Raw genomic sequence first — 24314 nt, forward strand, 5'->3', positions numbered from 1 at the left:
CTGGACCATCAGGGGGCACCGGGGCCCCGGTGCGCAAGGGCCGGTGCGTACTAAGAGCCCTTCTTGGCCTTCTCGGCCGCCGCCTTGACCCGCTTGAGCCAGTCGGCGGGCTTGATGCGCTTGGCCATCAGCTCGGCACTGGCGTTCTGCACGTCGGTGTCGAAGGCACTCTGCGTGTTGATGTAGTTGTAGTTGAAGACGTTGGTGCCGGCCGCGGTGAGCGCGGTGACGGTGGACGCGGTGCCCGGGCGCAGCTGGACGTCGGAGCCGACGCCGTCCTTGAGCACGGTCAGCGAGTTGGCCGTCTGGGCGAACTTGCTCGACGCTTCCTTGGTGAGCATGATCCGCAGGAACTCCAGGCCGCCGGCCTGATTCTTGGCCTTCTTCGGGACGATGAAGGGCTCACCGGCGCCGGCCCGGATCGCCTCGAAGGGCAGCTTGTCGCCGTCCAGCGAGGGGATCGGCAGGAAGGTCATCTCGAAGTCCGAGGGGGTGGCCTTCAGCTGCTCGTTCTCCAGCCACGAACCGCAGGGGATGAAGGCGGCCTTGCCCTCGTTCCAGGCGGTCTGCGACTCGATGTGGGTCATGCCGTTGGTGCCGGGGAGCAGGTAGCCCTTGTCGGCGATCTGGTAGACGGCCTCGACGGCCGCCTTGGCGGCGGGATCGTCCCAGACGGTCGCGTCCATGTCGTCGATCCGCTTCACCAGGTCCGGACCGCCGTGCTTGGCGATGAGGTCCATGACCACGATGTTGATGTAGTACGGGTACTTGCCCTGGTGGGTGAAGGGCGCGATGCCGGACTTCTTGATCTCCTCGCACAGCGACATGAAGTCGGCCCAGGTCTTCGGCGCGGTCCAGCCCTTCTCCTTGAAGAGCTTGCCGGAGTACCACAGGCCCCAGACGGTGTAGATGTAGGACAGCTGGTACATCTTGCCGTCGTCGAAGCTGCCCGTCTCGATGGTGCCGGGCTGCAGGACGTCCCTGATCTTCTTGCTCGGGTCGTCGATGTAGGGCGCGTCGAGGAGCGGCGTGAGGTCGGTGAGCTGGCCGCTCTTGTAGAGCACGTCCAGCTTGATCTGCTGGGCGCCGGAGTCGTCGACGACGTCCGGCGGGTTGCCGGCGTTGAAGCGGGGCTGGAGCTTGCCGGTGATCTCCTGGGTGCCCAGGTGGCTGACCTTCGACCCGGAGAACTTCTTCTTGTAGATCTTCTCGAACTCGATGGCGTACGCGTCCCCGTAGCCGCCCTTGAAGATCACGACGTCCAGAGGGGCGTCGTTGGCCACGCCGAAGGGGTTCTCCTTGGACTTCTCGCCCTTATCGGTGCCCTTGTCGTTGCCGCTGCCGCTGGACGCACAGGCACTCAGCAGACCCGCGGCGGGAGCGGCCAACAGGCCCACCGCTGCGGCCCGCTTGATCAGATCACGCCGGTTGACGTCGGATCTCATGCTCAAGTCCTCACCTTCTCCAGGACCCATGCGGTGCGGAGTTGAATCTGTGCACGGGCCACGCACCCGTTGTTCCCCCCGCGCAAGCCCACGTTCAGCGGGCCTCCTGGACGCCGACAGGTATAGTCCACTTCCCGCGAGGTGGGCAAGGTCATGCGCGCTTTTGACGGACAGCTTTCCCTAGTTGAGACCTGCCGGTAACGCGAACGGGCCCGCACCCCCGGCAGGGGTGCGGGCCCGTTCACCGGGTCCGGACGCGGTGATCCCTACTTGCGGATCAGGGAGCGCAGGACGTACTGCATGATGCCGCCGTTGCGGTAGTAGTCCGCCTCACCGGGGGTGTCGATGCGGACCACGGCGTCGAACTCGACGCCGGTGTCGGTCGTCACCTTGACGGTGCGCGGGGTGGTGCCGTCGTTGAGCTCGGTGATGCCGGAGAACGCGAAGGTCTCCTCACCGGTCAGGCCCAGCGAGGCCGCCGTGGCGCCCTCGGGGAACTGCAGGGGCAGTACGCCCATGCCGATCAGGTTGGAGCGGTGGATGCGCTCGTACGACTCGGCGATGACCGCCTTGACGCCCAGCAGCGCGGTGCCCTTCGCGGCCCAGTCGCGGGAGGAGCCGGAGCCGTACTCCTTGCCCGCCAGGACGACCAGCGGGGTGCCGGCGGCCTGGTAGTTCTGCGACGCGTCGTAGATGAAGGCGACCGGGCCGCCCTCCTGCGTGAAGTCGCGGGTGTAGCCGCCCTCGGTGCCCGGCGCGATCTGGTTGCGCAGGCGGATGTTGGCGAACGTGCCGCGGATCATGACCTCGTGGTTGCCGCGGCGGGAGCCGTAGGAGTTGAAGTCGCGGCGCTCCACACCGTGTTCGGTGAGGTACGTGCCGGCCGGGGTGTCGGCCTTGATCGCACCCGCCGGGGAGATGTGGTCGGTGGTGACCGAGTCGCCCAGCTTCGCCAGCACACGGGCACCGGCGATGTCGGTGACCGGGGCCGGCTCCATGGCCATGCCCTCGAAGTACGGGGGCTTGCGGACGTAGGTCGACTGCGGGTCCCACTCGAAGGTGTTGCCGGTCGGGATCGGCAGCGACTGCCACTGGGCGTCGCCGGCGAAGACGTCCTGGTAGGAGGTGCTGAACATGTCCTGGCCGATCGCTGAGGCGACGACCTCGTTGACCTCCTGCTCGGAGGGCCAGATGTCCTGCAGGAAGACCGGCTTGCCGTCGGTGTCCGTGCCGATGGCGTCCTTGGTGACGTCCACCTTCATGGAGCCGGCGATGGCGTACGCCACGACCAGCGGCGGGGACGCCAGGTAGTTCATCTTGACGTCCGGGTTGATCCGGCCCTCGAAGTTGCGGTTGCCCGACAGCACCGAGGTCACGGCCAGGTCGTGCTCGTTGACCGCCTTGGAGACCTCGTCCGGCAGCGGGCCGGAGTTGCCGATGCAGGTGGTGCAGCCGTAACCGACCAGGTTGAAGCCCATCTTGTCCAGGTACGGGGTCAGGCCGGCCCGGTCGTAGTAGTCCATGACGACCTTGGAGCCCGGGGCCAGGGTGGTCTTCACCCACGGCTTGCGGGTCAGGCCCTTCTCGACCGCCTTCTTGGCCACCAGGGCGGCGGCGACCATGACGTACGGGTTCGAGGTGTTGGTGCAGGAGGTGATCGCGGCGACGGTGACGGCGCCGTGGTCGATCTCGTAGGTCGAGCCGTCGGGGGCGGTGACCACCGTCGGGCGGGTCGGGACGCCGTTGGTGGCGGCCGGGGCGTCGGAGGCCGGGAAGGACTCCTTGCCCGCCTCGTCGGCGTCGTCCACGTAGTTGCGCACGTCGCTCGCGAACTGCTCGGCGGCGTTGGCGAGGACGATGCGGTCCTGCGGGCGCTTGGGACCGGCGATGGAGGGTACGACCGTGGAGAGGTCGAGCTCCAGCTTCTCGGAGAAGTCCGGCTCGGCGGCCGGGTCCAGCCAGAGGCCCTGCTCCTTGGCGTACGCCTCGACGAGCGCGAGCTGCTGCTCCGAACGGCCGGTCAGCTTCAGGTAGTTAATGGTCTCCGCATCGATCGGGAAGATCGCCGCGGTGGAACCGAACTCCGGCGACATGTTGCCGATGGTGGCGCGGTTGGCGAGCGAGGTGGCGGAGACGCCCTCGCCGTAGAACTCGACGAACTTGCCGACGACACCGTGCTTGCGGAGCATCTCGGTGATGGTCAGCACGAGGTCGGTCGCGGTGGTGCCGGTGGGCAGCTCGCCGGTCAGCTTGAAGCCGACGACGCGCGGGATCAGCATGGAGACCGGCTGGCCGAGCATGGCGGCCTCGGCCTCGATGCCGCCGACGCCCCAGCCCAGCACGCCGAGGCCGTTGACCATGGTGGTGTGCGAGTCGGTGCCGACGAGGGTGTCGGGGTACGCCTGGCCGCCCCGGACCATGACGGTGCGGGCCAGGTGCTCGATGTTCACCTGGTGGACGATGCCGGTGCCCGGCGGGACGACCTTGAACTCGTCGAACGCGGTCTGGCCCCAGCGCAGGAACTGGTAGCGCTCCTTGTTGCGGCCGTACTCCAGCTCCACGTTCTGCGCGAAGGAGTCCGGGGTGCCGAACTTGTCGGCGATGACCGAGTGGTCGATGACCAGCTCGGCCGGGGCCAGCGGGTTGATGCGGGACGGGTCGCCGCCCAGTTCCTTGACGGCCTCACGCATGGTGGCGAGGTCGACCACGCACGGCACACCGGTGAAGTCCTGCATGATCACACGGGCCGGCGTGAACTGGATCTCCTGGCTCGGCTGCGCCTGGGAGTCCCAGGAGCCGAGCGCGCGGATGTGGTCGGCGGTGATGTTCGCGCCGTCCTCGGTGCGGAGCAGGTTCTCCAGCAGCACCTTCAGGCTGTAAGGGAGGCGCGCGGCGCCCTCGACCTTGTCCAGCCGGAAGATCTCGTACGACTCGTCGCCCACCTGCAGGGTGCTGCGGGCGTCGAAGCTGTTCGCCGACACGACAGTCTCCTTCGTAACTTTGCGCGTACCACCGCAATGCTGCCGCTTCGACCCCTGGCCGTTCCGCTAAGGTAAGGCTAACTAAGGGGAGCCTTACCCCTGGCGGCAGCGGTGCGCCTTGGCAGATATCTCGATGTCGAGATAACTCTAATACATCACCGCTGCCGGGTCATGCGCCGGGCCGTCTGTGTGCGGCATCACGCCCCTTCCGTACGCCGAGGACCCTGTTCCCGCGCAGGCGCAGCCTGCGCGGGAACAGGGTCCTCGGCGTGATCCCCGGACGTCACACCGGGGGCGGGGCCCCGCCGTCACCCCTCCCGGAGCATCAGGGCGTTGAGCTCGCCCCAGGGGATGCCGCCCGCGACGGAGGCGTAGGTGCCGGTGGCGAGCAGCTCGCGGGCGGCCCGGTCGACCAGGGCGTAGGCGGCCTCGGCGACCGCGCTGCCGAGGCTGACGCGCGCGGCGCCGGCGGAGGCCAGGACGGACACCGGCGGCGCTCCGGGGCCTGCGAGGATGCCGACGGGGGCGTCGATGCCCTCGGCCAGGGCGGCGACGACGGCCGGGTCGCCCACGCCGGGCACGAAGACGCCGTCAGCCCCCGCCGCGAGGTACCCGGCGGCGCGCTCCAGGGTCTCCCCCAGGTCGCCGGCGCCCCGCAGGTAGGTGTCGGTGCGGGCGTGGACGAACAGCGGCACCCCCTCCTCGTCGGCGGCGCGGCGGGCCGCGGCGATGCGGGCGGCCTGGTCGTCCACGGCGCGCAGGGGGGCCGGGCCGCCGTCGTGGGAGTCCTCGATGTTGATGCCGACCGCGCCCGTGGCCAGCACCCCCCGCACCGTCCGCGCGACGCCCTCGGGGTCGGCCGCGTAGCCGCCCTCGATGTCGGCGCTGACGGGCACGGAGACGGCCGCGGCGACCCGTGCGGTCAGCTCCAGCGCGAGGCCGCGATCGACGTGGTCGCCGTCCGCGGTGCCCAGGGTCCAGGAGACCCCGGAACTGGTGGTGGCGACGGCGGCCGCCCCGGCACGCTCGGCGACGCGGGCACTTGCGGCGTCCCAGGCGTTGGCCAGCAGCAGCGGGCGCCCGGGGACGTGGAGGGAGCGGAAGAGTTCGGCCTTGGCCTTGAGTTCGCTGTTCACGGACCGCAGTCCATCACCGGCCGGGGGGCGGGTCCGGCGGATTTCCGACACCTACGTCCCGCGCCGCCCGCCCGCACGTCCATGTCGGATTCTCGCTAGCCCCGGCCCGCGCCCGCCACGGATGCTGGGGATGTGCATGAGGACTTCGAGCGCTGTGTACGCGCCGTGCAGTCGAAGGACTCCCGTTTCGACGGGTGGTTCTTCACCGCGGTGCTGACCACCCGCATCTACTGCCGGCCCGGCTGCCCCGCGGTGCCGCCGAAGCCGCAGAACATGAGCTTCTACCCGAGCGCGGCCGCCGCCCAGCAGGCCGGCTTCCGCGCCTGCAAGCGCTGCCGCCCCGACGCCGCCCCCGGTTCCCCGCGGTGGAACGAGCGGGCGGACCTGGTGGCCCGTGCCATGCGCCTGATCGCCGACGGGGTCGTCGACCGGGACGGCGTGCCGGGACTCGCCGCGCGTCTGGGCTACAGCACACGGCAGGTCGAGCGGCAGCTGAGGGCCGAGCTCGGGGCCGGGCCGCTCGCCCTCGCCCGGGCGCAGCGGGCGCAGACGGCCCGGCTGCTGATCGAGACCTCGGCGCTGCCGATGGCCGACGTCGCCTTCGCCGCCGGGTTCAGCAGCATCCGCGCCTTCAACGACACCGTGCGCGAGGTCTTCGCACTCACCCCGAGCGAGCTGCGGACGCGGGCGGCACGGGGCCGGCACCCCGTCCCCGCCGCCGACGTCTCGGGCTCCCTGACGCTGCGGCTGCCCTTCCGGGCCCCGCTGTGCCCCGGCAACCTCTTCGGGCACCTGGCCTCGACCGCCGTGCCGGGTGTGGAGGAGTGGCGGGAGGGGGCCTACCGCCGCACGCTGCGGCTGCCCCACGGCCACGGAACCGTGTCCCTGCGGCCCGAGCCCGACCACGTCGCCTGCCGGCTCTCCCTCACCGACTGGCGGGACCTGTCGCACGCGATCAGCCGCTGCCGGTGGCTGCTCGACCTGGACGCCGACCCGGTCGCCGTCGACGGGCTGCTCCGGCAGGACCCGCTGCTCGCCCCGTACGTGGACGCGAATCCCGGGCGCCGGGTGCCGCGTACGGTGGACGGGCCGGAGTTCGCGGTGCGCGTGGTGCTGGGGCAGCAGGTGTCGACCGCCGCGGCGCGCACGCTGGCCGGCCGGCTGGTGACGGCGCACGGGGAGCCCGTCGCCGACCCCGGGGGCGGGCTGACCCACCTGTTCCCCTCCCCGTGGGCGCTCACGGGCCTGGACCCGGAGTCCCTGGCGATGCCGCGCACCCGGCGGGCCACGCTGACTGCCCTGGTCGCCGCGCTGACCGAGGGGGGCCTCGACCTGGACGTCGGCAGCGACTGGGAGAAGGCGCGGCGGCAGCTCGAGGCGCTCCCGGGCTTCGGCCCGTGGTCGGTCGAGGTGGTGGCGATGCGGGCGCTCGGCGACCCGGACGCCTTCCCCGCCACCGATTTGGGCGTACGGCTGGCCGCGGAAAAACTCGGCCTCCCGACGACCCCCGCGGCCCTCGTCCGGCGGGCCGCGGCCTGGCGGCCGTGGCGCGCGTACGCCGTGCAGCACCTGTGGGCCACCGGCGACCACCCCGTCAACGTCCTGCCCGCCGACCGAGTCTGAGGAATGATCATGTCCCTTCGCACACACGCCCTCGTCGACAGCCCGGTCGGGCCGCTGACCCTGGTCGCGACCGGCGGTGTCCTGTCAGGTCTCTACATGACCGCGCAGCGCCACCGGCCACCGGAGGAGTCCTTCGGCGCGCGCCGCGCCCCGGACGAGTCACCGTTCGCGCTCGCCGCCGAACAGCTGGAGGCGTACTTCGCGGGCGGGTTGACCGCCTTCGACCTGCCGCTGGACCTGCGCGGCACCCCCTTCCAGCAGCGTGTCTGGGCGGGTCTGCGGGCCATCCCGTACGGCACGGTGATGACGTACGGTCAGCTGGCGGACAAGCTCGGCAGCCCCGGTGCGTCGCGCGCCGTCGGGCTCGCCAACGGACGGAACCCGGTCGGCATCATCGTGCCCTGCCACCGGGTGGTCGGCGCCTCCGGCGGTCTCACCGGATACGGGGGCGGTCTGGAGCGCAAGCGGTACCTCCTTGACCTCGAACTCGGGTTGACATCTCATATGTGAGATAGTCTCTCCCCATGGGAGACGACTACCTCGCACGCATCGGCAAGCTCATCCGTGACGCCCGACAGCACCGGGGCTGGACCCAGTCGCAACTTGCGGAGGCGCTCGGGACCAGCCAGAGCGCGGTGAACCGCATTGAACGCGGGAACCAGAACATCAGCCTTGAGATGATCGCCCGAATCGGTGAGGCGCTCGACAGCGAGATCGTCTCCCTCGGCTACGCGGGTCCCATGCACCTGCGCGTCGTCGGCGGGCGCCGCCTGTCCGGCTCCATCGACGTCAAGACCAGCAAGAACGCCTGCGTGGCACTGCTGTGCGCCACGCTGCTGAACTCCGGGCGGACCACCCTGCGCCGCGTCGCGCGGATCGAGGAGGTCTACCGCATCCTGGAGGTGCTGAACAGCATCGGCGTGCGCACCCGCTGGATCAACGACGGCAACGACCTGGAGATCGTCCCGCCCGCGCGGCTGGAGCTGGACGCCATGGACACCGACGCGGCCCGCCGCACGCGCAGCGTGATCATGTTCCTCGGCCCGCTGATGCACCGCACCGACCGCTTCCGCATCCCGTACGCGGGCGGCTGCGACCTCGGCACCCGTACCGTCCAGCCGCACATGACCGCCCTGCGGCACTTCGGGCTGGACGTGACCGCCACCAGCGGGATGTACCACGCCCGGGTCGCCCCCTCCGTGGCCCCGCGGCGGCCCATCGTACTGACCGAGCGCGGCGACACCGTGACCGAGAACGCGCTCCTGGCCGCCGCCCGGCACGACGGGGTGACCGTCATCCGCAACGCCAGCTCCAACTACATGGTCCAGGACCTGTGCTTCTTCCTGGAGGAGCTGGGTGTGCGGGTGGACGGCATCGGCACCACCACGCTGACCGTGCACGGCGTCGCGGAGATCGACCGGGACGTGGACTACGCGCCGTCGGAGGACCCGGTGGAGGCTATGAGCCTGCTGGCCGCGGCCGTGGTCACCGAGTCCGAGCTGACCATCCGCCGGGTGCCGGTGGAGTTCCTGGAGATCGAGCTGGCCGTCCTGGAGGAGATGGGGCTGGACCACGAGCGCTCGGCCGAGTACCCCGCCGACAACGGCCGCACCCGGCTGATCGACCTCACCGTCCGCCCCTCCAAGCTGCGCTCCCCCATCGACAAGATCCACCCCATGCCCTTCCCGGGCCTCAACATCGACAACGTGCCCTTCTTCGCGGCCATCGCCGCCACGGCGCAGGGCTCGACCCTCATCCACGACTGGGTCTACGACAACCGCGCCATCTACCTCACCGAGCTGACCCGGCTCGGCGCCAACGTCAAGCTGCTCGACCCGCACCGGGTGCTGGTCGAGGGCCCGACCCGCTGGCGCACCGCCGAGATGATGTGTCCGCCGGCCCTGCGGCCCGCCGTCGTGACGCTGCTGGCGATGCTCGCCGCCGAGGGCACCTCGGTGCTGCGGAACGTGTACGTCATCAACCGCGGCTACGAGGAGCTGGCCGAGCGGCTCAACTCCATCGGGGCGCAGATCGAGACGTTCCGCGACATCTGACCCGTCCCGCCCCTCCTGGCCGGCAAACCGGCTACTCCCCCGCAAGGTGGCCGTGATAGTCATGCTCCGGGCCGCGGATCATGGCCCATGGGGGAGAAACGGCCAGGCCAGGAGGGGGTCTTCATGGTGGCGGTCCGACGTGGTCCCGTGGACGGGACGATCGGCGGCGGTACGAGGAGCGGATCGGGTCTCTCGCTGAAGCGGTGGGCGCCACGTCCCGTGGCGCGGATGAGCCCAGCGATGGGGAACCCGCGGCTCGCGCGGCTGCTCGCGGCGGCCAAGGCGGCCGACTGGCCGGCGATGCGCGACGAGCTGTCGGCGGTCTCCGACGACGGGGAGCGCGGCTGGCTGATCGCCAACGCCACGGAGGTCGCGGGCTACGAGCAGTGGATGCCCAAGGCCGTCGCGGACGAACCCGAGTCGGGCCTTGCGCTGCTCGTGGCCGGCGCCCGCCAGGTGGTCTGGGCCTGGGAGGCACGGACCGGACTGCGGGCGAAGCACGTCTCGCGTGAGCAGTTCCAGATCTTCCACGAGCGCCTGGGGGTCGCCGAGGACCTGCTCTACCGGGCCGCCGAGCTCGAGCCCGGCTGGGCGTCCCCCTGGTACTTCCTGCAGATGTCCGCCCGAGGACTGCAGCTGGGCCAGGACATCTCCCGCCTGCGCTTCGAGGCCGCCACCCGGCGGTTCCCGGAGCACCTGGGCGCGCACCAGCAGCAACTGCAGCAGGTCTGCGCGAAATGGGGCGGCTCCCACGACGAGATGCACGCGTTCGCGCGCGCGTCCGCGCTGAACGCCCCCGAGGGGAGCGCGCTCGGCGTGCTGGTCGCGGTCGCGCACCTGGAGCACTGGCTCGACCTCGACCACGGCGCCACCGACAGCCCGTACATGCGGTCGGGCCGCGTCGTCGCGGAACTCCACGAGGCCGCCGACCGCTCGTACCGCCACGCCGCGTACGGGGAGCCGGTCAGCCGGCTGGGCACCCTCAACACCTTCGCCCTGGCCTTCGTCCTGGCCGGCGAGAAGAAGGCGGCCGCGGCCGCCTTCACCGCCACCGGCGGGCTGGTCACGGAGTTCCCGTGGCAGTACCTCGACGGCGACGTCCCGGTGTCGCCCTACCGCACCATGCGGTTCCGCGCCGGACGTCCCTGACCGTCACGCGTCCCGTTCCCCGTCCGCGCACCGCCCGGAAGGCCCCTTCGGTGTCCCAGTCCCCGTCAGCGCACACGTTCCAGGTCGACCTGCGCGGCCTGGTCGACCTGCTCTCCCACCACCTCTACTCCAGCCCCCGCGTCTACCTGCGGGAACTGCTGCAGAACGCCGTCGACGCGATCACCGCCCGGCAGGCGGTCCAGCCGGGCGCACCGGCCAGGATCACCGTACGGACCGGTGACACGCTCAGCGTCACCGACACCGGAGTCGGGCTGAGCGAGGCCGACGTGCACACCTTCCTCGCCACCATCGGGCGTAGTTCCAAGCGCGCCGCCGACGGGGAGATCGAGGCCGCCCGCGGCGACTTCATCGGCCAGTTCGGCATCGGCCTGCTGGCCTGCTTCGTGGTCGCCGACGAGATCACGGTCGTCAGCCGCCCGGCGGCCTCGCCCGGCGCCCCGGCCGTCGAATGGCGCGGACGCTCCGACGGCAGCTACACGATCCGCACCCTCCCCGCCGACGCGCTGCCCGAGCCGGGCACCCGCGTGACGCTGACCCCGCGCGCCGACGCCGGCGAGTGGACGGAGCCCGAGCGGGTGACCTCCCTGGCCCGGCACTACGGCAGTCTGCTGCGGCACGAGGTCACCGTCGTCGACCCGCGCGGCGAGAGCACCACGGTCAACGAGACCCCGCCGTGGGAACGCCGCCACGGCTCCCCGCTGGCCCGCGCCGAGGCGCTCGCCGAGCACTGCCGCGCGACGTTCGGCTTCACCCCGCTCGACACCATCGACCTCGACCTGCCCGTCGCCGGGCTGCGGGGCGTGGCCTATGTGCTGCCGACCGCCGTCAACCCGTCGGAGCGGGCCGGGCACCGGGTGCACCTCAAGGGCATGCTGCTCTCGGACCGGGCCGCCGAACTCCTCCCGGAATGGGCCTTCTTCGTCCGCTGCGTCGTGGACGTCACCAGCCTGCGCCCGACCGCCTCGCGCGAGGCGCTGTACGAGGACGAGACGCTGGCCGCAGTCCGCGACGCCCTCGGCGCCCGCATCCGGGACTGGCTGACCGGGCTCGCCGCCAGCGACCCGGTGCTGCTGCGGCGCTTCATCGACAGCCACCACCTCGCCGTCAAGGCACTGGCCCGCTACGACGACGCGCTGCTGCGGATGCTGCTGCCGTGGCTGCCCTTCGAGACGACGGACGGCAACGTCACGCTGGAGGAGTTCGCCCGCGCCCACCCCACGGTGCTGGTCACCCGCAGCGTCGACGAGTTCCGGCAGGTCGCCCCGATCGCCGCGGCCGCCGGCCTCGGCGTCGTCAACGGCGGCTACACCTACGACCGGGACCTGGTGCACCGGCTGCCCGAGATCCGTCCGGGCACCACGGTCACCGACCTGGACCCGGCCACCGTGACCGCGCACCTCGACCCCGCCGACTCGGCCGCCGAACTCGCCGCAGCCGCCTTCCTCGCGGTCGCCCGAGAGGTCGTCGGCCAGTACGACTGCGACGTCGTCCTGCGGGCCTTCCAGCCGGTCACGGCGCCCGCGCTGCTCCTGGACGACCGCGAGGCACGCCACGAACGCACCCGGGCCGGTCTCGCGCAGAGCAGCGACGGCCTGTGGGCGGACATCCTCGGCTCGCTGCGCACGGAGGCCCCGCGGGCCCAGCTCGTCCTCAACCACCTCAACCCGCTGGTGCGCAGGGCCGCCACCGTCACCGAGCGGGGGCTGGCCCTCACCACCGCCGAGGCCCTGTACGGGCAGGCACTGCTGCTCACCCGGCGGCCGCTGAAGTCCTCCGAGAGCGCGCTGCTCAACCGGGCCTTCATCGGCCTGCTCACCCACGCCATGCACGACCAGGACACCCCCGGGTCCGGGCCGGACGCCAAGGAGCACTGATGCTGGACACCCCCGAGGCCGTGTTCGAGGCGCTCCGCGAGAACAACGAGCGCCCCTACGGAACGCCCCGCACCGTGACCGCCGAGGAACTGGTCGAGGCGGCCGAGCAGTTCGAGGAGAAGGACGTCCTCGTGACGGCGCTGCTCGAACTCATGTCGGCGTACGAGTACGCCGCCGAGCACCGCAAGTCCCCGGTCGTCTTCGCGCGGATCCTCACGCTGTGGGAGGAGGTGCCCGGCTCCTTCAGCGAGTGGGAGGCCCGCCAGGTGCTGTGGCGCCACAAGTGGGTGACGACCTCGCTGCTCCAGGTGCCGGACGTCCCGCTGGCGACGGTCGACGGGTGGGTCGGCCGGATGGGCGACCGCTACCGCGCCGCCGGTGAGGGCCTGCAGCCGGTGGCGGCGATGCGGCACCGGATCGCCGCCCACACCGGCGCGGACCGCGAGAGCGCCTGGGACCTGTGGGTCACCCGGCCCCGGGAGCGGCTCAGCGACTGCCTGGCCTGCGAGACCCGGCACCAGGGGCTGCACCACCTCGACGCGGGCGACGACGAACAGGCCCTGCGCACCTGGGAACCGGTCCTCGGCGGCGTCCAGAGCTGCGAGGAGGAGCCCTGGGTCACCCAGGCCCATGCCCTGCTGCCGCTGCTGCGCCTCGGCCGCACCGACGAGGCCCGCTCGTACCACCTGACCGGCTACCGGCACGCCCGGGGCCGCGTCGGCATGGCCGAGGAGACCGGACTGCACGTGGAGTTCTGCGCGCTGTCCGGCAACGAGGGGCGGGCGCTGGAGATCCTCGCCGAGAACCGCGCCCTGTTCGACACCGCCGGAGCCCCGCTCTCGCTGCTCGGCTTCCTCACCGGTGTCCAGGTCCTCACCCGGCGCCTGGTCGAGCAGGGGTACGACACGACTCCCGTCGCCGGGCCGGTGGGGCGCACCTGGACGGCGCGGGAACTGCTGGACCACGTGAGCGAGCGGGGCGACGCCCTGGCCGCCGCGTTCGACCGGCGCAACGGCACCGGCGCCGTCGGCGAGCGCCGCCGGGCGCGGCTCGCCCGGCGGCCGCCGCTCGCCGAACCGCTGGCGCTCGGGCTGCGCACCGCGGCGGTGCCGTCGCCGGAGGGCGAGCCGGTGGTGACGGCCCCGCCCGTGGCCGCCTCCGCACGGGAGGTGCCCGAGGACTTCGTGGAACTGGTCGAGAAGGCACGCGAGCTGGCCGACGCGGGCCGTCCCGGCGACGAGGAGCTGTGGCTGCGGATCGCCGAGCGCGTCGGAGCCGACGGCCATGTCCACGACGCCCGGCTGGGCCCGGAGGAGCGGCTGCGGGGCGAACTGGCAGAGCACCGCGCCTTCGCGGCCATGGAGGACGAGGACAAGGCGGCGGTCAAGGCCGCCCTCGCCGAGGCACGCGAGCTGTTCGCCCTGGCCGGCATGCCCGAGCGCGTGCTGACCGCCCGCGCGCGGCTGGCCTCGGTGGGCGTGGAGCCCGGCCCGGAGGCCGACGAGGGCCGGGCGGAGCTGGACACCGTACTGGCCGAGGCCCGCGCTCTGGCGGACGAGGGCACGGCCACAACCGAGGTCCGGCGCGCCTACTTCGTCGTGCTGCAGTGCCGTGCGTTCCTCGCGCACACCGAGGCGATGGCCGCGCTGCCCGACGTCCCGGCGGAGCTGCGCGAGCGCTTCGAGGCCGCCGTGGCCGAGGCCGTGGCGGAGTCGGAACGGCTCGGCGCCCCGGAGCGCACCGTCAACACCCGGGTGTACGCCGCGGACATCGCGGCCCGCTCCGGTGATCCGGAGCGGGCCGAGCGGGAGCTGCGGAACGTGCTGCGGGTCGTGGAGGCGGCCGCGACGCCCTGGCGCGCCACGCGCCCGCGAGGGCTGCTCGGCCAGGTGCTGCTGCAGCAGCACCGCCCCGAGGAGGCCATGGAGCAGTTCCACGGCGCGCTCGCCTCGGCCGCCGCGCACGGCGACACCGCGTTCCCGGTGGCGCGCACCCACGCGCTGCTCGGCCACGCCGCCGACCACGCGGGCGACCCGGGCGCGGCCGTGCGCCACCTGTCCGACGGCGCGTCACGGCTGGACCGCGAGGGCGACGCGTCGGGCGCCGCAGAGTTGCGGGTGGAGCTGGCGGACGTGCTCGCCCGCGCCGACCGCCAGGCGGACGCCGTCGCCGTGCTGGAGTCGCTGGTCACGGACGAGGCCGCGGCCGGTATGGACGAACGCGCCCTGGCCCAGGCCCGGCTGCTGCTGGCGCGGGGCCTGCGGGAGCTGGAGGAGCACCGTGCGAGCGCCGAGCAGTTCCTGCTGCTGGCCGACGCCGTCGAGCCGTGGGAGGAGCAGTTCACGCACACGCTCGTCGCCTCGGAGGCCGCCGTCGCCCTGCTGGGGGCCGGCAACGAGGACGCGGCGCGCTCCGCGTACGACCGCGCCGTCGCCTCGCACGCCAAGGGGCCGAACCCGCACGCGGTCGCGGAGATGATGCGGGACTTCGCCGCGTACGCCGTGTCGGCCGGGGGCGCCGAGGGCCTGGAGGACGCCCTGGAGCACCTGCGCCGGGCCGACGAGGTCCTGGCGGCCCTGACCGGGGACGACGAGGACGTCGCCCGCTGGTACCAGAGCGGCGCCACGCACTACCAGCGCGGCCGGGCCTACGCGGGCGCCGAGCGCTTTCCCGAGGCGCTCGCCGAACTGGAGCTCGCGATCGCCGCCCACGAGGAGGGCGGGCCTCGCGGCGAGGCGCCGCGCGCCGAGGCCGTCCGGGTCGCGGCGCTGGTCGAGGCGAACGGCCTCGGCCGGCCGGACGCGGCCCTGTCACGGCTCCGCGCCGCCATCAACCGCTGCCGGGAGGCGGGGCTCGACCAGGCGGCCGGGATCCTTGCCCGGGTCCGCGACGAGGTGTCCTCGCGCCGCGGGGGCTGACCTCCACGGCGCGAGCGTGCGGGCCGCCGGGACCGCGGCCCGCGGGGCCTCGCGTGGTCGCACCGGGCACGGCGCCAGGGGCTGTTGATGCCCCTGGCGCCCGGTTCACCGGACCGGTCAGGACAGCACGGCGAGGCCGTCGAGTTCGACCATGGCCTCCTCGTCCCACAGGCGGGTGATGCCGATGACCGCCATCGCCGGGTAGTCGCGGCCGGCCAGGGCGCGCCAGATGCGCCCGAGTTCGGGCGCGTGGTCGCGGTAGGCGGCGACATCGGTGGTGTGGACGGTGAGCCGGGCGAGGTCGGCGGGGGTGCCGCCGGCGGCCTGGAGGGCGGTGAGCAGGTTGATCAGCGCGTGCTCGAACTGGGCCGGAAGCGTCTCCCCGACGACCTTGCCCCCGGAGTCCAGCGCGGTCTGGCCCGCGAGGAGGACGAGGGTGTGCCCGGTGGCGGTGACCGCGTGGCTGAAGCCGGTGGGCGGGGACAGCTCGGGCGGGTTGATCCGGTTGAGGGTCATGCGAAGAGCTCCTTGGCGATGATCGACCGCTGGACTTCGGTGGCGCCTTCGTAGATACGCGGTGCGCGGACCTCGCGGTAGAGGTGCTCCAGGAGGTGGCCGCGCTCCAGCGCGCGGGCCCCGTGGATCTGGACCGCGGCGTCGACGGCGTACTGGGCGGTCTCGGTGGCGAAGAGCTTGGCCATGGCGGAGCTGCGGGCGGTCCAGGCGGCGCCGGAGTCGTAGGCCTCGGCGGCGGCGTAGACCAGCAGGCGGGCGGCCTCGGTGCGGGTGGCCATCTCGGCCAGGGAGTGGGAGACGGCCTGGAGCTCCTTCAGGGGCGCACCGAAGGCCGTGCGGGAGGCGGCGTGGGCGGTGGCCGCGTCGAGGGCGGCCTGCGCCATGCCGACGGCGAAGGCGCCGACGCTGGGCCGGAAGCGGTTGAGGGTGGTCATGGCGACCCGGAAGCCCCGGTCGACCTCGCCGATCACGTCCTGCTCCCCGACCGGTACGGCGTCGAAGCGCAACCGCCCGATGGGGTGCGGGGAGAGCATGTCGAGGTGTTCGCCGCCGAGGCCGGGGCGGTCGGCGGGGACGGCGAACGCGGTGACGCCGCGGGCCCCGGCACCGGGGGTGGTCCTGGCGAAGACCGTGTAGACGTCGGCCTCGGGGGCGTTGGAGATCCAGCACTTCTCGCCGGTGAGCCGCCATCCGCCGCCGGGCGCGGGCTCCGCGGCCAGTTCGAGGGCGGCCGCGTCGGAACCGGCGCCAGGCTCGGTGAGCGCGAAGGCCGCGACGGCCTCGCCGGAGACGACACGCGGGATCCAGCGGGCGGCCAGCTCCGGGGACTCCAGCAGGGGGTGGGCGCCCAGGCCCTGCAGGGCGAGTGCCGTCTCGGCCTCGGTGCACTCGCGGGCCAGGGACTCCCGGAGCAGGCACAGCTCCAGGGCGGTGCCGGGGAAGAGGCGTGCCAGCAGGCCGAGTTCGCCGAGGGCGGCGAGCAGCGGGCGGTTGACCCGCCCGGGTTCGCCGGCCTCCGCCAGCGGCCGCAGCCGTTCGGCGGCCCAATCACGGACCTGTGCACACCACTTGAGCTGTTCCGGGTCGAGCGCGAACGATGCCACTCGGCACCTCCCGTATCGCGTACCGTTGACTGCCGTCACAAACACGTTACGCTGAATCCGTCCGCAACCAGGGGCCAACGAGGGGCGAACCCGCCATGGACCTGCTGCCATCAGCTCACGTGGACACTTTCCCGCGGGATCACCTCCCGCCGCGTGACCAGTGGCCCGTCCTGACCCAAGACCTCCCCGAGCTGGCCTATCCGGGCCGGCTCAACTGCGGTACCGAACTCCTCGCCGCCGGACGGCCCGAGGCGCCCTGCCTGCGGATGCCGGGCGGCGAGGTCTGGTCGTACGCGGACCTGCGCGCCGCCTCCGACCGCATCGCGCACGTGCTGACCGACGACCTCGGGGTGGTGCCCGGCAACCGCGTGCTGCTGCGCGGGCCCACCACGCCCTGGCTGGTGGCGTGCTGGTTCGCCGTCATGAAGGCGGGCGCGGTCGCGGTGACCGTGCTCGCGGCGCACCGCCCGCACGAGCTGGCGACGATCTGCGAGATCGCCTCCGTCCGGCACGCGCTGTGCGACATCCGCGCGGTCGACGACCTCGCCAAGTGCGAGGCGCCCGGACTGCGCATCGCCACGTACGGCGGCGAGGCGCCGGACGACCTGCTGCGGCTCGCCGCCGGCCGGCCGGACTCCTTCGCCGCGGTGGAGACCTCGTCCGACGACGTCGCGCTGATCGCCTTCACCTCCGGCACGACCGGTCGGCCCAAGGGGTGCATGCACTTCCACCGGGACGTGCTGGCGATCGCGGACACCTTCTCCGCGCACATACTGCGGCCCACCTCCGCGGACCTGTTCGCCGGCAGCCCGCCGCTGGGCTTCACCTTCGGGCTGGGCGGCCTGGTCGTCTTCCCGCTGCGCGTGGGGGCGTCCGCGCTGCTGCTGGAGCAGGCCGGCCCCGAGCAGCTCGCCCGGGCCGTCGCGGAGCACAAGGTGACCGTGCTGTTCACCGCGCCCACCGCCTACCGGGCCATACTCGCCTCGCACGGCTCCCGGGACCTGTCCTCGCTGCGGCGCTGCGTGTCGGCGGGCGAGAACCTGCCCGAGGCGACCTGGCACGCCTGGTACGAGTCGACGGGTCTGCGGATCATCAACGGCATAGGGGCCACGGAGCTGCTGCACATCTTCATCTCCGCCGCCGACGACGTGATCCGCCCGGGCACCACGGGCCTGCCGGTACCGGGCTACCAGGCCCGGGTCGTCGATCCCGTGACGCTGTCCCCCCTGCCGGACGGCGAGCCGGGGCTGCTGGCGGTGCGCGGCCCCACGGGCTGCCGCTACCTGGCGGACGAACGGCAGCGCGAGTACGTGCGGGGCGGCTGGAACATCACCGGCGACACCTATGTGCGCGAGGCGGACGGCTACTACCGCTACGTGGCACGCGCCGACGACATGATCATCTCGTCGGGGTACAACATCGCGGGCCCCGAGGTCGAGGAGGCGCTGCTGCGCCACCCGGACGTGCGGGAGGCGGCCGTCATCGGCGTACCGGACGACCAGCGCGGCCAGATCGTCCGGGCCTTCGTCGTGCTGCGGGACGGCCCGCCGCGCGACGAGCACACGGTCGAGGCGCTGCGTTCCTTCACGCGTGAGGAGATCGCGAGCTACAAGTGCCCGCGCGAGATCGTCTTCATCGACGCCCTGCCCCGCACGCCCACCGGGAAACTGCAGCGCTTCCGGCTGCGCGACCTACAGTGATCGCGTGACCGAGCACACCCCCAGTTCACTGATCCTGACCTTCTTCGGCGCCTACGGCCGGGCCGACGGCTGGGACGGGCGGATACCCGTCGCCGGGCTGATCCGGCTGATGGGCGCCGTCGACGTGGACCCGCAGTCGGTGCGCTCGGCGGTCTCCCGGCTCAAGCGCCGCGGCCTGCTGGAACCCGACCGGGTCGGCGGCGCCGCGGGCTACGCCCTGTCCGAGGACGCCCGGCAGCTGCTCGCCGACGGCGACCGGCGCATCTACGGTCAGCCGGCCGGCGCAACGGGCGGCCCGGACTGGGTGCTCGCGGTCTTCTCCGTCCCGGAGAGCGAGCGCCACAAGCGGCACCTGCTCCGCTCTCGCCTGGCCCGCCTGGGCTTCGGCACCGCCGCGCCGGGCGTGTGGATCGCGCCCGCCCGCCTCCACGAGGAGGCCCTGCACACCCTGCGCCGGCTCGGGCTGGACACCTACGTCGACCTCTTCGCCGGCACCCACCTCGGCTTCGAGCCGACAGCCGCGGCCGTGCGCCGCTGGTGGGACCTCGACGCCGTCGCCAAGCGCCACCACGCCTTCCTCGACTCCCACGAGCCCGTGCTGCGCGCCTGGGCCGCCCGGGAGGCGACCCCGCCGCAGGAGGCCTTCGCCGACTACCTGCGCGCCCTCGACTCCTGGCGCCGCCTCCCCTACGCCGACCCGGGCCTGCCGTCCGCCCTGCTGCCGCCCGACTGGCCCGGCGCCCGCGCGGCGGCGGTCTTCGAGGAGCTGCACACCCGGCTGCGCGACGCGGGCGCGCAGTTCGCGCGGTCCGCCGACCCCGCGGCGTGACCGGCCTCCTCGGATGATCGTTGGAAGGATGTAGGCCCATGCCACCCGGCGGGGCATAACCTGACCACGTCGGAGCGGAACCATGACGGTCGAGGAGGTACGCGAGATGGCACTGCCCGCGACCGAACGCTCGGGCTCCGGCGGCGACGCCGTGCTCGCCGCCTTCCTCGACCTCACGGTGCCCGAGGGGTACCGCGCCGAGCTGATCGAGGGGGAGATCGTCGTGACCCCGCCGCCCGACGGAGACCACGAGGACGCCGTAGGCGAACTGCTCTGGCAGATCGCCAGGAAGTCCGCCGCAGAGCTGTACGGCGTGGGCACCATGGGGCTGATCACCCCGCTCGGCCGATTCGTCCCCGACGCCTCGGTGGCTCCCCGGGGTTTCTTCCGTGGTCTCGACTCGTGGGCAGACGCGGATGGCGTCGTCATGACCGTCGAGGTGACGTCCTCCGGCCCGGACAAGGACCGCGGCCCGAAACGGGGCGGCTACGCCGCTGCCGGCATCCCCTTCCACCTGCTGGTGGACCGCACCGAGGGCACCGTCACTCTGTACAGCGAGCCGGACGCCGAGGACTACCGTCAGGATGTGCGGGTGCTGTTCGGCAAGGAACTCGACCTCCCCGAGCCGTTCGCGTTCGCCCTCGACACCTCCCTCTTCGCCTGACCCGCGGCCGGCCGCCCCTCACACGTCCAGCGTGAGCCGGGGGCGGGGGGCGTCCGTGCGGCCCGTGGGCGGGCGGCGGCTGCCGGCCTGGTACGGGAGGGGCCAGGGGGCGCCGGGGCCGGAGTAGCCCTGTTCGGCGGCGGCGTGGAGCGTCCAGTTGGGGTCGTAGAGGTGGGGGCGGGCGAGCGCGCACAGGTCGGCGCGGCCCGCGAGGATCAGGGAGTTGACGTCGTCCCAGGAGGAGATGGCGCCGACCGCGATGACGGGCAGGCCGAGTTCGTTGCGGATCCGGTCGGCGTAGGGGGTCTGGTAGGAGCGGCCGTAGTCGGGCGCCTCGTCGGGGACGACCTGACCGGTGGAGACGTCGATGGCGTCGGCGCCGTGCGCGGCGAAGGCCCGGGCGATCTCCAGCGCGTCGTCGGCGGTCGTGCCGCCCTCGGCCCAGTCGGTGGCGGAGATGCGGACGGTCATCGGGCGGTCGTCGGGCCACACCTCGCGGACTGCGTCGAAGACCTCCAGCGGGAAGCGCAGCCGTCCGGCCAGGTCGCGGCCGTAGGCGTCGGTACGCCGGTTGGTGAGCGGGGAGAGGAAGGACGACAGCAGGTAGCCGTGGGCGCAGTGCAGCTCCAGCAGGTCGAACCCGGCGCGGGCGCCGCGCGCGGCGGAGGCGGCGAACTGCTCGCGGATCGCGGCCAGTCCGGCGTCGTCCAAGGCGTGCGGGACCTGGCTGACGTGCGGGTGGTACGGCAGCGGGGAGGGGGCCGCGAGCGGCCAGTTGCCCTCGGGGAGCGGCTGGTCGATGCCCTCCCACATCAGCCGGGTGGAGCCCTTGCGGCCGCTGTGGCCGAGCTGGAGGCCGATCGCGGAGCCGGGCCGGGCGTGCACGAAGTCGGTGACGCGGCGCCAGGCGGCCTCGTGCCCGTCGTTCCACAGGCCCGCGCAGCCCGGGGTGATCCGGCCCTCGGGGCTGACGCAGACCATCTCGGTCATGACCAGGCCGGCGCCGCCGAGGGCGCGGGCGCCGAGGTGGACGAGGTGGAAGTCGCCGGGGGTGCCGTCGGCGGCGGAGTACATGTCCATCGGCGAGACGACGACCCGGTTGCGCAGGGTCAGCCCGCGCAGGGTGAAGGGGGTGAACATCGGCGGGGTGTCCGGCCCGGTGCCGAACTCCCGCTCCACCGAGGCGGTGAAGTCCGCGTCGCGCAGCCGCAGGTTGTCGTGGGTGACCCGGCGGCTGCGGGTGAGCAGGTTGAAGGCGAACTGCCGGGGCGGCTGGGCGGCGTACTGCTCCAGGTTCTCGAACCACTCCAGGCTGGCCCGCGCGGCGCGCTGCGTGCTGGCGACCACCGGCTTGCGCTCGGCCTCGTAGGCGGCGAGCGCCTCGGGGACTCCGGGCTGCTCGTGCAGGCAGGCGGCGAGGGCGAGGGCGTCCTCCATGGCGAGCTTGGTGCCGGAGCCGATGGAGAAGTGCGCGGTGTGGGCGGCGTCGCCGAGCAGCACGATGTTCCCGTGCCGCCAGCGTTCGTTGACCACGGTGGTGAACGCGATCCAGCGGGAGCGGTTGCCGCGCAGGCCGTGGCCGTGCAGGGCGTCGGCGAAGATCTTCTCGCAGCGGGCGATCGACTCGGCCTCGTCCAGCCGGTCCAGCCCGGCGCGCCGCCAGACGTCCTCGTGCATCTCGACGATGAAGGTGCTCTCGCCCGGCCGGAACGGATAGCCGTGGGCCTGCATCACCCCGTGCTCGGTCCGGGCGATCTCGAAGCGGAAGGCGTCCAGGGCGAGGTCGGTGGCGAGCCAGATGTAGCGGCAGCGGTGTCCGGTGAGGGTGGGCCGGAAGACGGCGGCGTGGGCGCCGCGGGTGGCGCTGCCCGCGCCGTCGGCGGCGACGACGAGGTCGTGGTCGCGGGCCAGCCGGTCGGCGGCCGGGGCGAGTTCGCGGGTGCGGACGGTCACACCGAGGTCGCGGCAGCGGTCGTGGAGGATCGCCAGCAGCGTGCGCCGGTCCACCGCCGCGAAACCGTGGCCGCCGGAGGTGACGGCGCGCCCGCGGTGGTGCACGTCGATGTCGTCCCAGCGGGTGAACTCCCGTTGCAGGGCGCGGAAGACGACGGGGTCGGCGTGCTCGATGCCGCCGAGCGTCTCGTCGGAGAGCACGACACCGAAGCCGAAGGTGTCCTCGGGCGCACCGCGCTCCCAGACGGTGATGTCGCGTTCCGGGTCGAGGCGTTTGAGCAGTGCGGCCGCGTAGAGCCCGCCGGGGCCGCCGCCGATGATGGCCACCCGCACGGTTACCGGCCCTTCCAGTTGGGGCTGCGCTTCCCGGTGAACGCGGCGTGGAACTCGGCGTAGTCCTCGCTGGTCATCAGGAGCGCCTGGGTGGTGGCGTCCATCTCCACCGCGGCGGCGAGGGGCATGTCGAGTTCCGCGGTGAGCAGCGCCTTGGTCTGTGCGTACGCCAGCGCCGGGCCTGTGGCCAGGCGTTTGGCGAGGGCGGCGGCGCTCGCGTCCGCCGTGCCGTCGTCGACGAGTTCGCTGACGAGGCCGATGCGGTCGGCCTCCTCGGCGCCCAGGGTGTCGCCGAGCATCAGCAGCCGGGTGGCGTGGCCGAGTCCGACCATGCGGGGCAGCAGGTAGGCGGCGCCCATGTCGGCGCCGGCGAGGCCGACCTTGGTGAAGAGGAAGGCGAAGCGTGCCGAGCGTTCGACGATGCGGAAGTCGCAGGCGAGGGCGATCACCGAGCCGGCTCCGGCCGCGACGCCGTGGACGGCCGCGACGACGGGGAAGGGGGCCTCGCGGATGGCGCGGACGACCTGTCCGGTCATGCGGGTGAAGTCCAGGAGCTGTCCGGCGCCCATGGCGAGGGTGGCGCCGATGATCTCGTCGACGTCCCCGCCGGAGCAGAAGCCGCGGCCGGCCCCGGCGAGCACCAGCACCCGGGTGTCGCCGTGGTGCGGCAGTTCGGTGAGCAGGTCGCGCAGGTCGGCGTAGGCGCCGAAGGTGAGCGCGTTGAGCTTGTCGGGGCGGTCCAGGGTGACGGTGACGACACCGTCGGCGCGCTCGACCCGCAGGTGCCGCCATTCCTCGGTACGGCCTGCGGAGCCTCGGTAGGGGCTCATGGGCACGTCCTCCTTCACGGGGGAGGCAGGCTTGCCACCACCGCGAAGTTATCACCCCTTCGTGACCGCCGTCACGAGTGCGCCATACACGCGGCGCCTCACACGCCTCCCAGCGTGGCGACGAGGACGGCCTTGATGGTGTGCATCCGGTTCTCGGCCTGGTCGAAGACGATGGACCGCGCCGACTCGAAGACCTCGTCGGTGACCTCAAGGGAGGTCAGCCCGTGCCGTGCATGGATCTCCCGGGCCAGGGCGGTGCCGAGGTCGTGGAACGCGGGCAGGCAGTGCATGAACTTCGCGTCGGGACGGCCGGTGGCCCGCAGCACCTCCGCGGTCACGGCGTACGGCTTCAGCAGCGCGATGCGCTCGTCCCAGACCTCGGCGGGCTCGCCCATCGACACCCAGACGTCGGTGTGGACGAACTCCGCGCCGGCGACGCCCTCGGTGACGTCCTCGGTCAGGGTGACCCGGGCACCCGTGGTCTCCGCGAGGCGCCGGGCCTCGGCGACGACCGTCTCGTCCGGCCACAGCTGCTCCGGGGCGACGATGCGTACGTCCATACCGAGGAGGGCGCCGGTGACCAGCAGCGAGTTGCCCATGTTGGAGCGGGCGTCGCCGAGGTAGGCGTAGGCGGTCTCCGCCAGCGGGGAACGGGAGTGCTCCGCCATGGTGAGCACGTCGGCGAGCATCTGGGTGGGGTGCCACTGGTCGGTGAGGCCGTTCCACACCGGCACCCCGGCGTGGGCGGCCAGTTCCTCGACGACCTCCTGGCCCGTCCCGCGGTACTCGATGCCGTCAAACATCCGGCCGAGCACCCGGGCGGTGTCCTTCACCGACTCCTTGTGGCCGAGCTGGGAGCCGGCCGGGTCCAGATAGGTCGTGGAGGCGCCCTGGTCGGCCGCGGCGACCTCGAAGGCGCAGCGGGTGCGGGTGGAGGTCTTGGCGAAGATCAGGGCGATGTTCCGGCCCGCGAGCCGCCGGACCTCGGTGCCCGCCTTCTTGGCCGCCTTCAGCTCGGCGGCCAGCTCCACCAGCCCGCGGAACTCCTCGGGGGCGAAGTCCAGTTCCTTGAGGAAGTGGCGGCCCGTGAGGTCGATGGCCATGGGGGCTCCTAGGTCGGGGTCGGCCGGGTGCCGAACATGAGTGCGCCGGGACCGTGGAAGTCTATACGAATACTCGCATCCT

The 24314-nt window shown here is 72.8% G+C and carries 17 protein-coding genes; 9 read left to right on the plus strand and 8 right to left on the minus strand.

Features of this window, described 5'->3' with window-relative positions; genetic code table 11:
* Positions 1-50: 50 nt before the first annotated feature.
* From ngcE to CHF15_RS08410, 3 genes are all read right to left on the minus strand, one after another.
* Positions 51-1445, minus strand: coding sequence for an N-acetylglucosamine/diacetylchitobiose ABC transporter substrate-binding protein (ngcE, locus tag CHF15_RS08400; RefSeq protein WP_089223003.1), 1395 nt, complete (start codon positions 1443-1445; stop codon positions 51-53).
* Positions 1446-1711: 266 nt separating this feature from the next.
* Entirely contained in the window at positions 1712-4426 is a 2715-nt protein-coding gene (gene acnA / locus CHF15_RS08405) for an aconitate hydratase AcnA (RefSeq protein ID WP_089223004.1), read from the minus strand.
* A gap of 308 nt (positions 4427-4734) precedes the next feature.
* Positions 4735-5562, minus strand: coding sequence for an isocitrate lyase/PEP mutase family protein (locus tag CHF15_RS08410; RefSeq protein WP_089223005.1), 828 nt, complete (start codon positions 5560-5562; stop codon positions 4735-4737).
* A gap of 132 nt (positions 5563-5694) precedes the next feature.
* Between CHF15_RS08410 and CHF15_RS08415 the strand changes: the two genes are divergently transcribed.
* The 6 genes from CHF15_RS08415 (at position 5695) to CHF15_RS08440 (ending at position 15201) form a co-directional block, all read left to right on the plus strand.
* Complete coding sequence (locus CHF15_RS08415; protein WP_089223006.1) at positions 5695-7185, plus strand: DNA-3-methyladenine glycosylase 2 family protein; 1491 nt, start codon at positions 5695-5697, stop codon at positions 7183-7185.
* 3 nt (positions 7186-7188) lie between these two features.
* On the plus strand, positions 7189-7695 hold the full coding sequence (locus CHF15_RS08420) for a methylated-DNA--[protein]-cysteine S-methyltransferase (protein ID WP_089223007.1): 507 nt from the start codon (positions 7189-7191) through the stop codon (positions 7693-7695).
* 14 nt (positions 7696-7709) lie between these two features.
* A complete protein-coding gene (locus CHF15_RS08425) occupies positions 7710-9239 on the plus strand; it encodes a helix-turn-helix domain-containing protein (RefSeq protein ID WP_089223008.1) in 1530 nt (509 codons plus the stop codon).
* Between the two features lie 228 nt (positions 9240-9467).
* Entirely contained in the window at positions 9468-10388 is a 921-nt protein-coding gene (locus CHF15_RS08430; protein WP_245938727.1) for a hypothetical protein, read from the plus strand.
* A 50-nt stretch (positions 10389-10438) separates the two neighbouring features.
* Positions 10439-12283: an HSP90 family protein gene (locus CHF15_RS08435; protein WP_089223010.1), complete on the plus strand. Its 1845-nt coding sequence runs from the start codon at positions 10439-10441 to the stop codon at positions 12281-12283.
* Positions 12283-15201 carry a tetratricopeptide repeat protein gene (locus tag CHF15_RS08440; RefSeq protein WP_089223011.1) on the plus strand — a complete coding sequence of 973 codons (2919 nt, stop codon included), beginning with the start codon at positions 12283-12285 and terminating at the stop codon, positions 15199-15201. Before CHF15_RS08435 ends, CHF15_RS08440 begins: the two co-directional genes overlap by 1 nt.
* A gap of 117 nt (positions 15202-15318) precedes the next feature.
* Here CHF15_RS08440 and CHF15_RS08445 read toward each other — a convergent pair whose 3' ends face one another.
* Together CHF15_RS08445 and CHF15_RS08450 are read right to left on the minus strand one after the other, a co-directional pair.
* A complete protein-coding gene (locus CHF15_RS08445) occupies positions 15319-15717 on the minus strand; it encodes a RidA family protein (protein WP_089223012.1) in 399 nt (132 codons plus the stop codon).
* Positions 15714-16820: an acyl-CoA dehydrogenase family protein gene (locus CHF15_RS08450; protein WP_089223013.1), complete on the minus strand. Its 1107-nt coding sequence runs from the start codon at positions 16818-16820 to the stop codon at positions 15714-15716. Before CHF15_RS08450 ends, CHF15_RS08445 begins: the two co-directional genes overlap by 4 nt.
* A 95-nt stretch (positions 16821-16915) precedes the next feature.
* Between CHF15_RS08450 and CHF15_RS08455 the strand changes: the two genes are divergently transcribed.
* The 3 genes from CHF15_RS08455 to CHF15_RS08465 all read left to right on the plus strand — a co-directional run bounded on the left by CHF15_RS08455 (position 16916) and on the right by CHF15_RS08465 (position 20013).
* Positions 16916-18520, plus strand: a complete 1605-nt coding sequence (locus CHF15_RS08455) for an AMP-binding protein (RefSeq protein ID WP_089223014.1) — start codon at positions 16916-16918, stop codon at positions 18518-18520.
* A 4-nt stretch (positions 18521-18524) separates the two neighbouring features.
* The gene (locus CHF15_RS08460; protein ID WP_089223015.1) at positions 18525-19349 is read left to right on the plus strand and encodes a PaaX family transcriptional regulator; all 825 of its coding nucleotides are present in this window, start codon (positions 18525-18527) and stop codon (positions 19347-19349) included.
* Between the two features lie 82 nt (positions 19350-19431).
* Positions 19432-20013 carry a Uma2 family endonuclease gene (locus CHF15_RS08465; RefSeq protein WP_089223016.1) on the plus strand — a complete coding sequence of 194 codons (582 nt, stop codon included), beginning with the start codon at positions 19432-19434 and terminating at the stop codon, positions 20011-20013.
* An 18-nt stretch (positions 20014-20031) separates the two neighbouring features.
* On the opposite strand, the gene CHF15_RS08470 is transcribed toward CHF15_RS08465, so the two are convergent.
* From CHF15_RS08470 to argF, 3 genes are all read right to left on the minus strand, one after another.
* Positions 20032-22299, minus strand: a complete 2268-nt coding sequence (locus CHF15_RS08470; RefSeq protein WP_089223017.1) for a bifunctional salicylyl-CoA 5-hydroxylase/oxidoreductase — start codon at positions 22297-22299, stop codon at positions 20032-20034.
* Between the two features lie 2 nt (positions 22300-22301).
* Positions 22302-23129: an enoyl-CoA hydratase family protein gene (locus tag CHF15_RS08475; RefSeq protein ID WP_089223018.1), complete on the minus strand. Its 828-nt coding sequence runs from the start codon at positions 23127-23129 to the stop codon at positions 22302-22304.
* 98 nt (positions 23130-23227) lie between these two features.
* Entirely contained in the window at positions 23228-24232 is a 1005-nt protein-coding gene (gene argF, locus CHF15_RS08480) for an ornithine carbamoyltransferase (protein WP_089223019.1), read from the minus strand.
* Positions 24233-24314 lie beyond the last annotated feature (82 nt).

Source organism: Actinacidiphila glaucinigra (assembly GCF_900188405.1).
Classification (GTDB): Bacteria; Actinomycetota; Actinomycetes; order Streptomycetales; family Streptomycetaceae; genus Actinacidiphila; species Actinacidiphila glaucinigra.

Bases quoted from the DNA above. Each gene is read 5' to 3' on its own strand.
- CHF15_RS08465 (WP_089223016.1), top strand. From the start codon at position 19,432: ATGACGGTCGAGGAGGTACGCGAGATGGCACTGCCCGCGACCGAACGC.
- CHF15_RS08420 (WP_089223007.1), top strand. From the start codon at position 7,189: ATGATCATGTCCCTTCGCACACACGCCCTCGTCGACAGCCCGGTCGGG.
- argF (WP_089223019.1), bottom strand. From the start codon at position 24,232: ATGGCCATCGACCTCACGGGCCGCCACTTCCTCAAGGAACTGGACTTC.
- CHF15_RS08430 (WP_245938727.1), top strand. From the start codon at position 9,468: ATGAGCCCAGCGATGGGGAACCCGCGGCTCGCGCGGCTGCTCGCGGCG.
- CHF15_RS08440 (WP_089223011.1), top strand. From the start codon at position 12,283: ATGCTGGACACCCCCGAGGCCGTGTTCGAGGCGCTCCGCGAGAACAAC.
- CHF15_RS08475 (WP_089223018.1), bottom strand. From the start codon at position 23,129: ATGAGCCCCTACCGAGGCTCCGCAGGCCGTACCGAGGAATGGCGGCAC.
- CHF15_RS08445 (WP_089223012.1), bottom strand. From the start codon at position 15,717: ATGACCCTCAACCGGATCAACCCGCCCGAGCTGTCCCCGCCCACCGGC.
- CHF15_RS08425 (WP_089223008.1), top strand. From the start codon at position 7,710: ATGGGAGACGACTACCTCGCACGCATCGGCAAGCTCATCCGTGACGCC.
- ngcE (WP_089223003.1), bottom strand. From the start codon at position 1,445: ATGAGATCCGACGTCAACCGGCGTGATCTGATCAAGCGGGCCGCAGCG.
- CHF15_RS08455 (WP_089223014.1), top strand. From the start codon at position 16,916: ATGGACCTGCTGCCATCAGCTCACGTGGACACTTTCCCGCGGGATCAC.